Origin of the sequence: Dyadobacter sp. 3J3, from assembly GCF_009801115.1 — a bacterium.
GTDB lineage: Bacteria > Bacteroidota > Bacteroidia > Cytophagales > Spirosomataceae > Dyadobacter.
Genome location: NZ_VTOL01000026.1, coordinates 33677 through 47956 on the forward strand (window position 1 = coordinate 33677; position 14280 = coordinate 47956).

Sequence of the window (14280 nt, forward strand, 5' to 3'; positions counted from 1 at the left end):
ATTTGCATTCAACCTTGTTGAATGAAGTGAAACAAATTATAATTTAGTAAACAAGGTTGAAAGAATATGTTAACAGGTGAAAGTAATACGCTTAATATCGGAGACCGGATACGAATATTAAGAACGAGTCAAAAAAGAACATTGCAAGAGGTAGCTGATGGCAGCGAATTGTCCAAAAGCATGATCTCTAAAATTGAGAATAATAAAACGGTACCCTCTGTTGCTGCCTTAATAAAAATCGCGCAGACGCTGGGTACCAACATTTCCAGTTTGCTGGAAACAGAAGAGTGGCTCAATGCAATTCTGACCACAAAGCAAAAGGCTGAGGAGAATCTGACGAAGACGGAAAAGGGCTATTTTATTTATCCGTTTGGCCCGGAGTATCATCAGAAGAAAATGCAGCCGATGCTTTTCATGGCAAAAAAAGGAGAGGTAAAGCCCCACGAACTTTTTCATGAAGGTGAAGAATTCATTTATGTGATTGAAGGAGAAATGAAAATGACTGTTGGGGATGCAGAATATCTTTTGAAAGCAGGAGATAGCATGTATTTCAATTGTCTTCAAAAACATGGTATTATGCCTGTTTCTGATGAAGTCCGCTATTTGGATATATTCGTATAGTTAGTATCGTTCAATTAATTTTCGTCGAAAGCACACATTGAAACAGGCAGCATTGCTTCTAAGCATGCTGTACTGAGATTATCGTTTTTCACATCGACTGACTTGTCGGTACCATTGTCTGCTTTATTTAAATAGAGCCAGAGGAGGTGTATTGTGTTCATTTATAATTTATTCCAAACAGTTTTCCAACTGGTGGGAGCGTTTTTGCCCGGCTTTTCCGGTAAGCCAGGGTAAGGGATGATACTGCCTACATTTTTAGCTTTATTAAGAGCCTGTTTAAATTTTACTCAATAAATGTTTTATGGCCGATAATTTGACCATTTCTTCGGCAGTTTCCATTAGAAGTTCATAATTCCTACATAACCTGCGGTCGTTGTCGAACCAAGCGAAAGTTCGTTCAATGATCCATCTTTTATGAACAGGTTTGAAGTCTTTTTCAAACTTATCTGATCTTAATACAACCTGAATTATATATCCAAATTTCTTTTTTACTTCCGCTATTGTTTCACCGCGATACCCGCCATCAGCAAGTATAATTCTAATTCCGCAAAGCATGTCTTTTAAAACTCGCATTAGCAATAAAATTGCTTTTGAATCGTGAACATTAGCGATTGAAACCATTACTGCAATTAAGAAACCATTTTTATCTACTACCACATGGCGCTTTATTCCCTTGACTTTTTTATTGCCGTCAAAACCGTTTAAAGACCTATTGTTACCCCAACGGACACTTTGGCTGTCAACAATACCTAAGGAAGGATCAGCCTTTTGACCCATTTTTAGCCGCACTTTGCCCCTTAATTGTTCCAAAAGCAGGTCAAATTGTTCGGTATCTGACCACTTCTTGTAGTAGTAGTAAACTAGTTGCCACTTGGGGAAATCTGATGGTAACATTCGCCATTGACATCCGGTTTTGACAAGATAAAGAATCCCATTCCAAATCGTACGAAGGCTATGCTTTCGCTTTCTGTCGTCGTATTGTAATGTTTTTTTTATATATTTCCACCGGGCATCTGATAAGTCTGTTGGGTACATTTTTTAAAGTTTGGTCGCTTCAAAGAACGTTACTTTAACTTACTTGCCGATGCCCATATTCTTTTTTCATTCTAATTTTTAAACAGGCTCTAAGATTATGAAAATTTTTATAAAAAATCCCTTCAGGGGTATAAGGCTATGCCTTTACTTTCTATCTGTGAGCTGCTTTTTCGCAATTCCGGCAAACGCCCTGAACAGAGTAAGACCCAAATTGTTGCTGATGTCGCCATCCGCTGATAATCCGGTCAAAGGTAGAATTACGGACGAAAAAGGCCAGTCGCTGGTAGGTGTGAATGTGGTAGTGAAGGGAACTTCAACCGGAACAACATCCAATGTCGACGGTAAATACGAACTTATTAATGTAACTGTGGGGCAAGTATTGGTATTTTCCTTTATAGGTTATATCCAGCAGGAAATAAAAATTCAGAATCAGACGAGTATTGATATTCAGCTTCTTCCCAATTCGGAACAATTAAATGAAGTGGTTGTGGTTGGTTATGGAACCGTACAAAAGAAAGACCTGACCGGCGCTGTTGGTTCCATTTCCGGAAAAGACATTGAGCAGGGAGCAATCAATACGCCTGATAAAGCATTACAGGGAAAAATTGCCGGGGTGCAGGTTCATACTAATTCTCATGCGCCAGGCGGAGGAATTTCAGTGCAAGTAAGGGGAACTGCTTCTTTATCTGCCGGGGGGTCACCTTTGTATGTGATTGATGGAATGCCAATTAGCAATGGTTTCCAAACAGGGGGAAGTAGCGATGCAGGTTCGTTTGGCGGCACGGCCAATCCAATGAACTCGATCGATCCTTCGGATATCGAATCCATTCAGGTTTTGAAAGATGCTTCTGCGTCAGCCATTTATGGGTCAAGAGCAGCAAATGGTGTTGTTTTAATTACGACTAAAAGAGGAAAATCTGGTCAGCAGCGAACTGATCTTGAGTACTCCTTTGGCTTGCAGACGATCCGAAAAAAACTGGATTTCATGGATGCAACCCAATGGGCAACCCAGGTGAATGAGCGCGCTTCGCTTTTAGGACAATCTCAGGTTTATACACCTCAACAAGTTTCAGGATTTGGGAAAGGAACCAATTGGCAGAATGAAATTTATCAATCTGCACCAAAGCAAACCTACAAGCTTTCTTTTTCGGGTGGCAGTCAGAATGTACGTTACATGCTGGCGGAAAATGTGACACTTCAGCAAGGAATAATTCCGGGATCAGGATTCAAACGCTACGGTACTTCGATTAATGTTGATGCAGACGTTAGCAAGAAATTACGAGTTGGACAAAGTTTGATGTTTACCTTAACAGACGAAAAAGTAGTGCCCACTGATACAAAGGGTTACGAAGGTATATCTAATATTGTAGATGCCATTTACGAAGCTCCACCAACCATTCCGGCCAGAGATGAACTAGGGCAAATCAATAATTTAAGAAACTTTCCGATGGGTGGCGGACTTGAAAATCCGTTGACGATGACTGAAAAATACCGTGAGGTGAACAATACCATGCGGATACTGGGTAATATCTATGCAGATTACAATATCATTCCCGGACTGGATCTGAACATACGTTTTGGTGCAGATATTCGCGACTGGAAATTTCATCAGTACTTTCCAATTGGCTCAGAAGCAGCTGCGGGAACCAATGGAAAAGCAAGGCAGATTGGTGTACGGAATTTGAATTATACCAATGCCAACACGCTGACTTATTCGAAGACTTTTAACAACATTCACCAGCTTAAAGTATTGGGCGGATTTACATACCAAAAGGAAAAGAATGAAACCATGGATGCATCCTCATTCGGTTTCCCAAGTGATATTTTTGAATATTATAATCTGGGTTTAGGAAGCAGTCCGCAAACACCCGGAAGTAATATGAACGAGTGGACATTGATTTCTTACCTGGGTCGTGTCAATTATTCACTAAAAGATAAATACTTGTTTACTGCGTCGGTCAGGGCGGATGGTTCTTCAAAGTTTGGAGCGAATAATAAGTTTGGTGTTTTTCCCGCGGTAGCTTTCGGATGGCAGCTGGGTGATGAAAAATTTATTCAAAAACTAGATGTCTTTGACCAGTTGAAACTGAGGGCAAGTTATGGTAAAACCGGAAATGAGGCCATTGGTGTTTACCGCTCGTTATCACTTCTTGGAACCTCTTTTGGTACACGTAGTTCCTATATTTATGGTGGAGGAAAAGTACCAATTGCTTATCCTTCAAATATCGCCAATCCGGATTTGAGCTGGGAGAAAACAGGAGAATTCAACGTTGGACTTGATGCAGGAGTTCTCAATGGAAGACTTAGTTTTTCAGTTGATTATTATCACAAAAAGACAACTGATTTATTGCTTGACGTACCTATACCATCACAAACCGGTTTTGGAAGCGTGTTGAAAAATACGGGTGCCATGCTCAACAAAGGTTTTGAATTTGGTATCAACAGTGTGAATACATCAGGAAAACTAAATTGGACCACCAATTTCAACATTTCCTTTAACCGAAACAAAATTCTTTCTTTGGGAGGAGCGGAGTATTTATATACAGGTTGGGTAGGCGGTGCCAATGTCAATCCGCATGCGAAAAACACGGTACGTTTGCAGCCGGGGCATTCGGTTGGAGAATTCTACGGATCGGTGTTTGACGGGATCTGGCGTTCGCAGGAACAAATTAAAGAAGTTGGTACTATGCCTGCTGCAAAACCAGGTGATATACGCTATAAAGATGTGAACGGGGACGGGACTTATGATACGGAAAAAGATGACGTTTTCCTGGGAAGTCCGCTGCCAAAATTTAGTTACGGTCTAACAAATGATTTATCCTTTGGTCCTTTGAGCCTGCATGTTTTTCTGTATGGCGATTATGGCAATAAAGTATTGAATCTTGCTGCACAGCAATATGTGCTGGACGGAATCGGTGTTTCTGCCAAACGTCTTGACCGTTGGACACCAGAAAAACCGGATAATCCATTACCTGCCGCAAGCGCTACCAATCCCCAGCGTGTAAGCTCTTACTTAATTGAAGATGGTTCATTTCTCCGTGTCCAAAATGTAACGCTGAGCTATAAAATTCCAGGTTTTATCAAATTTGTTAAAAATGCAAAACTGGGATTTGGAATTGATAATCTTGCGCTGCTCACAAAATACTCAGGTTATGAGCCGGAAGTAAATTCTTTTGGAGGAAGCAATACAACCAAAGGTATGGACAGGTTTGGTTACCCGTCATCAAGAACATATCGTCTTGAAATTAAGCTTGGATTTTAACGCTAAACAAAGCATTTAACATGATCTCATTAATCAAAAAAACAAAATATTTTCTGCTGGCATCAACTACTGCTCTAGTCATGCTGGGTGCCAGTGGATGCGAAGATGCGTTGCAGGAAAAAGTATACAGCCAGGTAGCTACGGATGATTTTTACAAAACGCTGGATCAGGCACAGCTTGCACTCAATGGCGTTTATACATATCTGTGGAATGATAATTATCGTGACGGACAATGGGTTACATTGGGTGATGTCACCGCTTTTACGCTGATTGGTGGCGGTTCCGCCAATGGGTCAGGTGACCGTTCTGGTATTCAGAATGAATGGAACACATTTTCCTGGACGCCCGATGCAAATGAACTGGTAACAGCCTGGGATTATTTTTATCAGGTTATAAACAGAAGCAACACCCTAATTGACAAACTGGAAGTAGCTGATTTTCAGGGTAAAGATAAAATATTGGGTGAAGCTAAATTTCTACGTGCTTTATTTTATTTCAATCTGGTCAGGATATTTGGTGGTGTTCCGTTGCATATAAAAGCGACCACTGATTTAAGCGAAATAAACAAACCAAGAAGTACAGAAGCCGAAGTTTATACGCAGATTGTAAATGACCTGAAGTCCTCTGTTGAATTACTCAGCCCGCTTAACAAAGCCGATCTTACTGCCGGAAAAGCAACGGCAATTTCAGCAACTTCCCTTCTTGCGAAAGTATACCTTCAGCAGCGCAACTGGAAACAAGCAGCAGAAGAAGCCAAAAAGGTGATGGATCAGAATGTTTTTGATCTTTTTGCAGATTATGAGAACATCAATAATCCAGATTTTCAAAATGGTAAAGAGCATATTTTCTCTATCCAGCACGGTGGAAATGCAAACAGTACTTCACAGATCTATCAAACCCGGATGATTTATTTGTTCGGTCCTCCTGCGCAAACAGTAAAAGGTGTAAATGTACAGTTCCACTCTTTGAAAGATCTTGTCATATTTCAGGCTAAAAAATCTTTCTTTACCGAAAGTCCTGATACATATCGCAAGTGGCAATCCGTGCGCGATAAAATGCCATATTATTATAAAAATGGGATTAAGGAATTGGTGCGTGATACAGTAACGATGTATGCTCCCTTTTTAACGAAGTTTCACCGCGTAGATTTTGCAACCGGCTTTCTGAAAGAAGGCGTAAATTATCCTCTCATTCGTTATGCAGACATTTTGCTGACATACGCAGAAGCCACCAATGAAACGGAAGGCCCAACTGCACCAGCATCGGAAGCGCTCAATAAAGTAAGAAGGAGGGCCAGAGCCGTGGGGACCGCATCTGAACAAAGTGTAAAAGTATATCCTGACCTGACTGGTCTTACAAAGGAAAGTTTCAGAGATGCAATTTTGAAAGAAAGGGCGCAGGAGTTTGTAGGAGAAGGTCATTACCGCTGGGATCTGATCCGACATAACCGGCTTATTAGTAATGCCAAAGCCAACGGTGTAGCAGCAGCAACAGAGAAGCATAATCTGTTTCCGATACCTACCCAGCAAATCAGTAGAAATAATCAGATAAAACAAAATCCCGGATATTAATTTACCGCTTAAACCGTATCAAATGTTTCGACAAAAAACAATATCACTTCTGCTCAATGCTGCATTGTGCTTTGCATTGGCTCTGCCTGTTTTTAGCCAATCGCAGCAGGCACCTGTAACGATTGAGGTAAATCTTGCTACAGTGAAAGAACCAATGAAACCAATATGGGCATTTTTTGGCTACGATGAGCCGAATTATACCTATATGAAAGATGGCAAAAAATTACTGACCGAGATTTCTCAGTTTAGTAAAGGACCCGTGTATGTACGGGTACATAGCCTGCTCGTAACCGGCGATGGTGAAGCAGCACTGAAATGGGGATCTACCAATGCGTATACCGAAGACGCTCAGGGAAATCCGGTATACGACTGGACCATTGTGGATAAAATATTTGACACATTCCTGGAAAGAGGCATGAAACCCATTGCGCAGATCGGCTTTATGCCGCAGGCTCTTTCCAGCCAGCCAGAGCCTTACCGCCACAATTGGAAACCGGGAGATAACTACAATGATATTTATCTGGGCTGGGCGTATCCTCCGAAGGATTACAATAAATGGTCGGAACTGGTATTTCAGTGGGTAAAACATTCTGTTGCCAAATACGGCCAGAAAGAAGTGGAAAGCTGGTACTGGGAACTCTGGAACGAGCCTAACATCAGTTACTGGAAAGGTACAACGGATGAATACATCAAGCTGTACGATTACACGGCCGATGCTGTGAAACGTGCGCTTCCAACTGCTAAAATGGGTGGGCCGGAAGTAACGGGACCATCATGGGATAAGTCAGAAATATTCATGAAAAAGTTTTTGGATCATGTTACAAAAGGTAAAAACTATGTAACCGGAAAAACGGGTTCGCCTATTGATTTCATAACGTATCATGCAAAAGGAGCTCCTAAGCTTTTAGATGGACACATACAAATGAATATGGGCACACAGCTACGTGATCTGGACAAAGGTTTTGAAATTGTGGCTTCTTATCCAACATTGAAAAAACTGCCGATCATCATCGGCGAATCTGATCCCGAAGGCTGTGCGGCTTGTTCTGAGGATATGAGTCCGCAAAATGCGTATCGGAACGGGACGATGTATTCCAGTTACACAGCGGCATCTTTTGCCAGAAAATATGACTTGGCACTAGCCAGAGGTGTGAATCTTTTGGGTGCCGTAAGCTGGTCGTTCGAGTTTGAAGATCAGGCATGGTTCCGCGGTTTCCGCGATCTGGCAACCAACGGCATAGATAAGCCGGTCCTGAACGTATTCAGGATGTTTGGTATGATGGAAGGAAACCGTGTGGAAGTGAAGCAAAATCTGGCTTATGATTTCAAAAAAGTACGGGATGAGAGTGTTCGTGGAGAAGCAGATATCAATGGTCTTGCATCAAAAAGTTCCAACTCCGCGGGTGTGATGGTGTGGAATTATCATGACGACAATGTGCCTGTTGCTGATGCACCTGTTAAGGTTTCGGTGAAAGGATTGCCATCTCAAAAAGTGATGATGCACCATTACCGCATCGACAAAGAAAACAGCAATTCCTATGAGGTTTGGAAAAAAATGGGTTCTCCAGAAGCGCCTTCGGCAGAACAGATCAGACAGCTGGAAAAAGCGGGCCAATTGGAATTGCTTACTTCACCCGAATGGATCACACCCAAAAATGGAGCTGCAACAATAGAAATGCAACTTCCCCGTCAGGCGGTTTCCTTTCTTCATTTCAAGTGGTAAAACAGGACTTGAATAATTAAATCTGATATTAGTTATAACGATATTTCAATGAAAATTACAAAAGTAAGAACCAAGCTATATCAATGGAACGGGCCGGTTTTGACCAGCAATACCGTATTTGCAACACCACTAAGTCCGCTACATTTTCAGAGCGACACCCAGGCTGCTTTCCGGTTTTTTAGCTGGTTGGTTGTGGAGGTAGAAACAGACGAAGGGCACGTTGGATATGGTAATGCAGGACTTAGTCCGGACATCACAAAGGCAGTGATCGATAGTAAATTGTCCTCCCTTTTAATAGGCGAAAATCCACTAAATACGGAATACCTTTTTGAGAAAATGTATCGTTCCACTGTCGCTTTTGGCAGGAAAGGAACGGTTATCGCGGCGATCAGTGCGATCGATATTGCCCTTTGGGACATCAAGGGGAAAGTGATGAAGCAGCCTGTTTTTATGCTGATGGGCGGGCGCACCAGACCCAACATCGAAACTTATTACAGTCGGCTTTACACCCGTGATCTGGATAGTCTGCAGGCGGAAGCCATTCACTATAAAGAACAGGGATTTTCGGGCATGAAACTGCGCTGCGGTTATCCGCTGACCGAAGGCGTTGCCGGCATACGGAAAAATGTGGAAATGGTAAAAGTGGTGCGGGAAGCTGTGGGTGATGATGTGAACGTGATGCTGGAAGGTTACATGGGTTTTAATCTGGCTTATGCGAAGCAGTTTTTGAAAGCACTGGAACCTTACAACCTGCGTTGGGCGGAAGAGCTTTTGCTGCCTGATGAAATTCACAATTTTGCCAAGCTGCGCCAGTATACGGATATTCCGTTGTCAGGTGGTGAACATGAATATACCCGTTATGGTTTTCACGATCTGTTGCAAACAGGTGCACTGGATATTTTCCAGTTTGATACCAACAGGGTAGGAGGATTCACCGAAGCGCAAAAAATATGTAACATGGCATTGGCACATGGTGTGGAAGTGATTCCGCATGGCGGGCAGATGCATAACCTGCATGTGGTTATGAGCTCGTTTGCGAGTCCGATGGCGGAGTATTTCCCGCAAACAGAAATAGAAGTAGGCAACGAGATGTTCTGGTACATTTTCGATGGCGAAGCCATTGCAGAAAATGGTAGATTGCAACTCGATGATACATTGCCTGGCGTAGGACTTACGCTGAAAACCGAAGGACTTGAACATTTCATTATTACGGAATAAACAAATGGAAACACAACACAGCATTCTTGACCTGTTTAAACTCAACGGGCAAACTGCGCTGGTCATCGGCGGGAACCGTGGCCTGGGCCTGTCAATGGCCAAAGCACTTGCAGAAGCAGGTGCCAATATTGTAATCGCAGCACGGGACGAAGCGGTGAATAAAGAGTCTGAACAGTTACTTAAAGATTCTTATGCTATCAAATGCATCAGTGTGTCCTGTGATGTAACATCAGAAGAAAGCATCAGATCTGCGGTGAATATGGCAGTGAAAGCTTTTGGGAAAATTGATATTTTAGTCAACTCGGCTGGAATCAATATTCGTGGGCCAATTGAATCACTTTCCCTGGATGATTTTAATAAAGTACAGGAGGTCAATGTAACCGGTACCTGGCTTGCCTGTCGGGAAGTGGTTCCGATTATGAAACAAAATGGTTATGGGCGGATCATTAACATGGGCTCCATGCTGGCGCTCACTGCCATTCCGGAACGAACACCTTATGCAACGAGCAAAGGCGCGATCTTGCAGCTGACACGCGCTTTGGCGATGGAAGTGGCACTGGACGGTGTGACTGTCAATGCCATTTTACCTGGTCCGTTCGCAACAGATCTGAACCTTCCGCTGATCAACGATCCGGAAAAATACAAGGCTTTTATTTCTAAAATTCCAATGGGGCGCTGGGGAGAGTTGCACGAGATTGGCGGAATTGCATTATACCTCGCCAGCAAAGCGTCGAGTTATACAACAGGAGGATGTTTCTCAATTGATGGCGGCTGGGTTACACAGTAAATCTGTCGTCATCATAAATACGTATTCAATATGATGAAAAATGAACTAAGGGTTGTGCAGATCTGTGATCATAAAAAAGGAAGGGCTGTGGCGGTTGTTCAGGAACCATGGCTTATTTTGGTCAATAAATTCACTTCCGTATATGCCGCCGCGTTAGAAGCAGTAACCTCTAATACAAAATTAGCGAACTTGCTGACTGAGAATCTGTCTGAAACAAAACTTGACTACAATACGGTTTATGAAGGCAGCAGCTCCTGGAAACTTTTGCCCGCTTTTGACTGTCCGCATAATCCTTTCGCATGTCTGGTTGCCGGCACAGGATTAACGCATAAAAACAGTGCACTAAATCGCCAGATGATGCACGCTTCAACAGGCGATGCAAAGCCGACCGATAGTATTGTGATGTACGATTGGGGAGTGAAACAGGGTTTTCCTGACCCGGGTAAAATAGGTGTTCAGCCAGAGTGGTTTTACAAAGGGAATGGTTCCGTTTTAAAGGCTCATGGAGCATATCTTGAAGTCCCAGAATATGCCAATGATGGCGGGGAAGAACCTGAAATAGCCGGTATATATATTGTGGACGAAACTGGTAAACCGCATCGCATCGGTTTTGCTACAGGAAATGAATTCTCAGACCATGTGATGGAAAAAAAGAATTATCTCTATCTGGCGCCTTCCAAATTAAGGCAATGTTCGATAGGGCCGGAGCTGGTCATTGGCGGGGATTTTACTGATATCCAAGGTAGGGTCAGTGTTACCAATGACGAGGCGACCAGGTGGAGTTCGGATATTAAAACCGGTGAAAAAAACATGGCGCACAGTCTGGAAAATCTGGAATACCATCATTTCAAATATGCGGGACACCGTTTGCCGTTGCAGGCACATGTTCACTTTTTGGGAGCCGATGCTTTTAGTTTTGGGAATAATGTGACTTTGCAGCACAACGACCTCATGGCCGTGCACTGGGACGGGATGGGTCGTGCTTTGCAAAACAGAATTTCAATAGCTACTGAAACAGAAACGCTTTTGCCGGTTTGTCAGCTTTAAGTCAACACGCAGATTGCCTAAACCTTACTTTTAATGGCAGAGAATTATATACCTTTAACCCCGGCAGTGAAGCTTTCCAAAATGCGGTGGGTCATGGTCGGGATGGCATTTTTGGCTACCGTTTTGAACTATGTTCACAGGCTTTCATTCAATTACCTGAGTGCCGAAGGTGAGCTCAGAGCACTAATTCCGGATGAAGCTTTTGGCTACATCGGTACGGCTTTTTTCGTGGCCTACATGATTTCAAATGCGTTTTCAGGATTTTTAATCGACCGATTTGGCACTCGGGTAGGCTATTCACTTTGTATGGCTTTCTGGACCACTGCCGGACTGGTACATGCATTTGCTGTTACGCCACTGCAATTTGGTATCTGTCGTTTTATGTTGGGAATTGGCGAAGCGGGAAACTGGCCAGCCGCCATTAAATTAACAACAGAATGGTTTCCGCCTCACGAAAGGTCGACTGCTTCGGGAATTTTCAACAGCGGTTCGGCATTGGGTGCGGTCATTGTGCCGCCACTGGTTGCATATCTGGGAATCAGTTATGGCTGGCAAGCTACATTCATTATTCTGGCAGCTTGTGGTTATCTCTGGCTGGTTATTTTCTGGTTTTTGTACTACACACCAAAAGAAACCGAGGTAAAAGTGAAAACATTCGCCATTCCGCCACTTAAACTTTTGAAGACCCGATTTGTACTGATGTTTACCCTGTCGAAAACCTTTATGGATCCGGTTTGGTATTTTGTTACTTTCTGGATCGGCAGATATCTGGTAGATGTCCATCATCTGGAATTAAAGGAGATTGGTATGCTGGCAGTAATTCCATTTCTGATAGCCGATGTGGGAAATCTGGCAGGTGGTTATTTTACACAATACATCATCAAAAAGGGAACACCAATACCGAAAGCCAGGAAAATTGCCGTTACCATTGCAGGTTTAATAATGGGTATTCCGCTGCTGGCAGGTCCTTTTGTGATTTCTTCGCCTATATCGGCGCTGCTCGTTTTTGGATTTGCGGGTTTTGGATATACGGCTTATACCGCTAATTCACTTACTTTTCCAGCAGATGTTGTTCCTAAAAATTCAGCCGCTTCGGTGTGGGGAATGGCTTGCGTAGGAACTGGTCTTGGCGGTGCTATATTTCAATCTGTTTCAGGAATTGTGCTCAAAACCTACGCTGTTGACATGGGTTACGATTATGCTTATAGTATTTTGTTTATGGGCTTCGGAATCATTGCGCTCATTGGTCTTGCGATTATGTTGTTTTTCATGGGGCCGCTGGTTCCCAACGAGGAGTTACACAGATATGCCGAAACGGGAGAAAGTGGGAAATAAGTCAATGATACAATTTGTAGTTTTAAATTGTCGAATAAAAGGGAGTTCTTTTTGGCATAAAAGAAAGCCGTAATTTTTTTAAATTAATTCATGATGCAAAAATTAATTGTTGTTGTCGTTTTAAACTGTTTACTATTATCGTTTCCCAATGTTTTTGCGCAAAAAAACCAAGCCGTTGTGCAGGTCGATTTTAATAAAACAGTTGGTGAAATGACGCCTATTTGGGCATGGTTTGGCTATGATGAACCCAACTACACGTACATGAAAGACGGCAAAAAACTGCTTACCGAAATAGCAGCGCTCAGCCCCGTACCCGTTTATGTAAGAACACACAACCTGATGACTTCTGGTGATGGTACATCTTCCTTAAAATGGGGTTCGACGAATATGTACACCGAAGATGCCAACGGGAAGCCGGTCTATAACTGGGCAATTGTCGACAGTATTTTTGATTCCTACGTCAGTCGGAAAATGAAACCGCTGGCTCAGATCGGTTTTATGCCTGAAGCCTTATCGACCAATCCACAGCCTTACAAGCATGATTGGAAACCAGGTGATAAATTTGAAAAATTGCTTACAGGATGGACTTACCCGCCCAAGGACTATAATAAATGGAATGAGCTGGTATTCCAATGGGTTACGCATTGTGTAGAGCGTTATGGAAAAGCAGAAGTGGAGAGCTGGTATTGGGAACTTTGGAATGAGCCCGATGGTGTGTACTGGAAAGGTACGCGGCAGGAATTTTTTAAGTTATATGATTATACGGCTGATGCAGTAAAGCGCGCACTTCCCAAAGCAAAAATCGGTGGCAGTAATGTGACTGGTGGCGGTATGAAATTCCTGGATGCTTTTTTGAAGCATTGTGTTTCGGATACAAATTATGTGACAGGTAAAATTGGGTCACCGCTAGACGTGATCTTGTTCCATGCAAAAGGCTCGCCCAAGGTCATAGATGGTAAAGTGGTGATGAACGTAAAAGCGCAGCTCAAAAACATCGTGGATAATTTTGCTGTGATTGCTAAATATCCAGAGCTAAAAAATGTACCTGTGATATTAGGTGAATCGGATCCGGAAGGTTGTGCAGCTTGCAGTATGCTAACAAATCCTGAAAATGCATACCGCAACGGAACCATGTTTTCAAGCTATACCGCCGCTTCTTTTGCCCGTGTATACCAACTGGCAGATCGGCATCAGAAGGATCTTATCGGTGCGGTCAGCTGGTCTTTCGAATTTGAAAACCAACCTTGGTTTGCCGGATTTCGTGATTTAGCAACCAATGGCGTTGATAAACCTGTTTTAAATGTGTTCAGGATGTTTGGTAAAATGTCGGGAAAAAGAGTAGCAGTAAATTCCAACAGAATGTATCCTTTGGATTCAATTTTAACTAGCAGCATCAGGAATAAGTCTGATATTGGATCTTTGGCAGCCATTGACAAAAACACAGCCTCCGTAATGGTGTGGAACTATCATGACGTGGATCAGCCGGGAGCTCAGGAAAGTGTTGCGGTGCAATTGAAAGGTTTGCCTGTGGGTAAAAAAATATTTGTAAGTCAATAGTCAATATCACGAATGATTTACTATTGGCTTTCTGAATTTATTTCTAAGGTTGTGCAATCCAACAGCCAACATCATGATTAAGTGTCTGGCTTTGGAACACTTTAACCGTACCTTATTTCTGACG

General features: G+C 42.7%; 10 protein-coding genes. 9 read left to right on the forward strand and 1 reads right to left on the reverse strand.

The features are described from left to right. The first annotated feature begins 66 nt into the window (after positions 1-66). Positions 67-621 carry a helix-turn-helix domain-containing protein gene (locus FZF08_RS30155; RefSeq protein WP_159478138.1) on the forward strand — a complete coding sequence of 185 codons (555 nt, stop codon included), beginning with the start codon at positions 67-69 and terminating at the stop codon, positions 619-621. Positions 622-897: 276 nt separating this feature from the next. Here the strand turns inward: FZF08_RS30155 and FZF08_RS30160 are convergent, their stop codons facing one another. Continuing rightward, complete coding sequence (locus tag FZF08_RS30160; RefSeq protein WP_159478066.1) at positions 898-1656, reverse strand: IS5 family transposase; 759 nt, start codon at positions 1654-1656, stop codon at positions 898-900. A 220-nt stretch (positions 1657-1876) separates the two neighbouring features. On the opposite strand from FZF08_RS30160, the gene FZF08_RS30165 reads away from it, so the two are divergent. From FZF08_RS30165 to FZF08_RS30200, 8 genes are all read left to right on the forward strand, one after another. After that, positions 1877-4918 carry a TonB-dependent receptor gene (locus tag FZF08_RS30165; RefSeq protein ID WP_229216761.1) on the forward strand — a complete coding sequence of 1014 codons (3042 nt, stop codon included), beginning with the start codon at positions 1877-1879 and terminating at the stop codon, positions 4916-4918. Positions 4919-4938: 20 nt separating this feature from the next. Further along, positions 4939-6489 carry a RagB/SusD family nutrient uptake outer membrane protein gene (locus FZF08_RS30170; protein WP_159478147.1) on the forward strand — a complete coding sequence of 517 codons (1551 nt, stop codon included), beginning with the start codon at positions 4939-4941 and terminating at the stop codon, positions 6487-6489. A gap of 22 nt (positions 6490-6511) precedes the next feature. Then, positions 6512-8212, forward strand: coding sequence for a GH39 family glycosyl hydrolase (locus FZF08_RS30175; RefSeq protein ID WP_159478150.1), 1701 nt, complete (start codon positions 6512-6514; stop codon positions 8210-8212). 48 nt (positions 8213-8260) lie between these two features. After that, positions 8261-9430 carry an enolase C-terminal domain-like protein gene (locus FZF08_RS30180; RefSeq protein WP_159478153.1) on the forward strand — a complete coding sequence of 390 codons (1170 nt, stop codon included), beginning with the start codon at positions 8261-8263 and terminating at the stop codon, positions 9428-9430. A 4-nt stretch (positions 9431-9434) separates the two neighbouring features. After that, positions 9435-10217 (forward strand): SDR family NAD(P)-dependent oxidoreductase, encoded by a 783-nt coding sequence (locus FZF08_RS30185; protein WP_159478156.1) that lies wholly within the window; start codon positions 9435-9437, stop codon positions 10215-10217. Between the two features lie 30 nt (positions 10218-10247). Continuing rightward, on the forward strand, positions 10248-11264 hold the full coding sequence (araD1, locus tag FZF08_RS30190; RefSeq protein ID WP_229216762.1) for an AraD1 family protein: 1017 nt from the start codon (positions 10248-10250) through the stop codon (positions 11262-11264). A 33-nt stretch (positions 11265-11297) separates the two neighbouring features. Beyond that, complete coding sequence (locus tag FZF08_RS30195) at positions 11298-12599, forward strand: MFS transporter (protein WP_159478159.1); 1302 nt, start codon at positions 11298-11300, stop codon at positions 12597-12599. A 90-nt stretch (positions 12600-12689) separates the two neighbouring features. Beyond that, positions 12690-14156 carry a GH39 family glycosyl hydrolase gene (locus FZF08_RS30200; protein ID WP_159478162.1) on the forward strand — a complete coding sequence of 489 codons (1467 nt, stop codon included), beginning with the start codon at positions 12690-12692 and terminating at the stop codon, positions 14154-14156. Positions 14157-14280 lie beyond the last annotated feature (124 nt).

What these genes read in the sequence shown, in the direction of transcription:
- FZF08_RS30155 (WP_159478138.1), top strand. Translation starts at nt 67, where the DNA reads ATGTTAACAGGTGAAAGTAATACGCTTAATATCGGAGACCGGATACGA.
- araD1 (WP_229216762.1), top strand. Translation starts at nt 10,248, where the DNA reads ATGATGAAAAATGAACTAAGGGTTGTGCAGATCTGTGATCATAAAAAA.
- FZF08_RS30160 (WP_159478066.1), bottom strand. Translation starts at nt 1,656, where the DNA reads ATGTACCCAACAGACTTATCAGATGCCCGGTGGAAATATATAAAAAAA.
- FZF08_RS30180 (WP_159478153.1), top strand. Translation starts at nt 8,261, where the DNA reads ATGAAAATTACAAAAGTAAGAACCAAGCTATATCAATGGAACGGGCCG.
- FZF08_RS30200 (WP_159478162.1), top strand. Translation starts at nt 12,690, where the DNA reads ATGATGCAAAAATTAATTGTTGTTGTCGTTTTAAACTGTTTACTATTA.
- FZF08_RS30170 (WP_159478147.1), top strand. Translation starts at nt 4,939, where the DNA reads ATGATCTCATTAATCAAAAAAACAAAATATTTTCTGCTGGCATCAACT.
- FZF08_RS30175 (WP_159478150.1), top strand. Translation starts at nt 6,512, where the DNA reads ATGTTTCGACAAAAAACAATATCACTTCTGCTCAATGCTGCATTGTGC.
- FZF08_RS30195 (WP_159478159.1), top strand. Translation starts at nt 11,298, where the DNA reads ATGGCAGAGAATTATATACCTTTAACCCCGGCAGTGAAGCTTTCCAAA.
- FZF08_RS30185 (WP_159478156.1), top strand. Translation starts at nt 9,435, where the DNA reads ATGGAAACACAACACAGCATTCTTGACCTGTTTAAACTCAACGGGCAA.
- FZF08_RS30165 (WP_229216761.1), top strand. Translation starts at nt 1,877, where the DNA reads ATGTCGCCATCCGCTGATAATCCGGTCAAAGGTAGAATTACGGACGAA.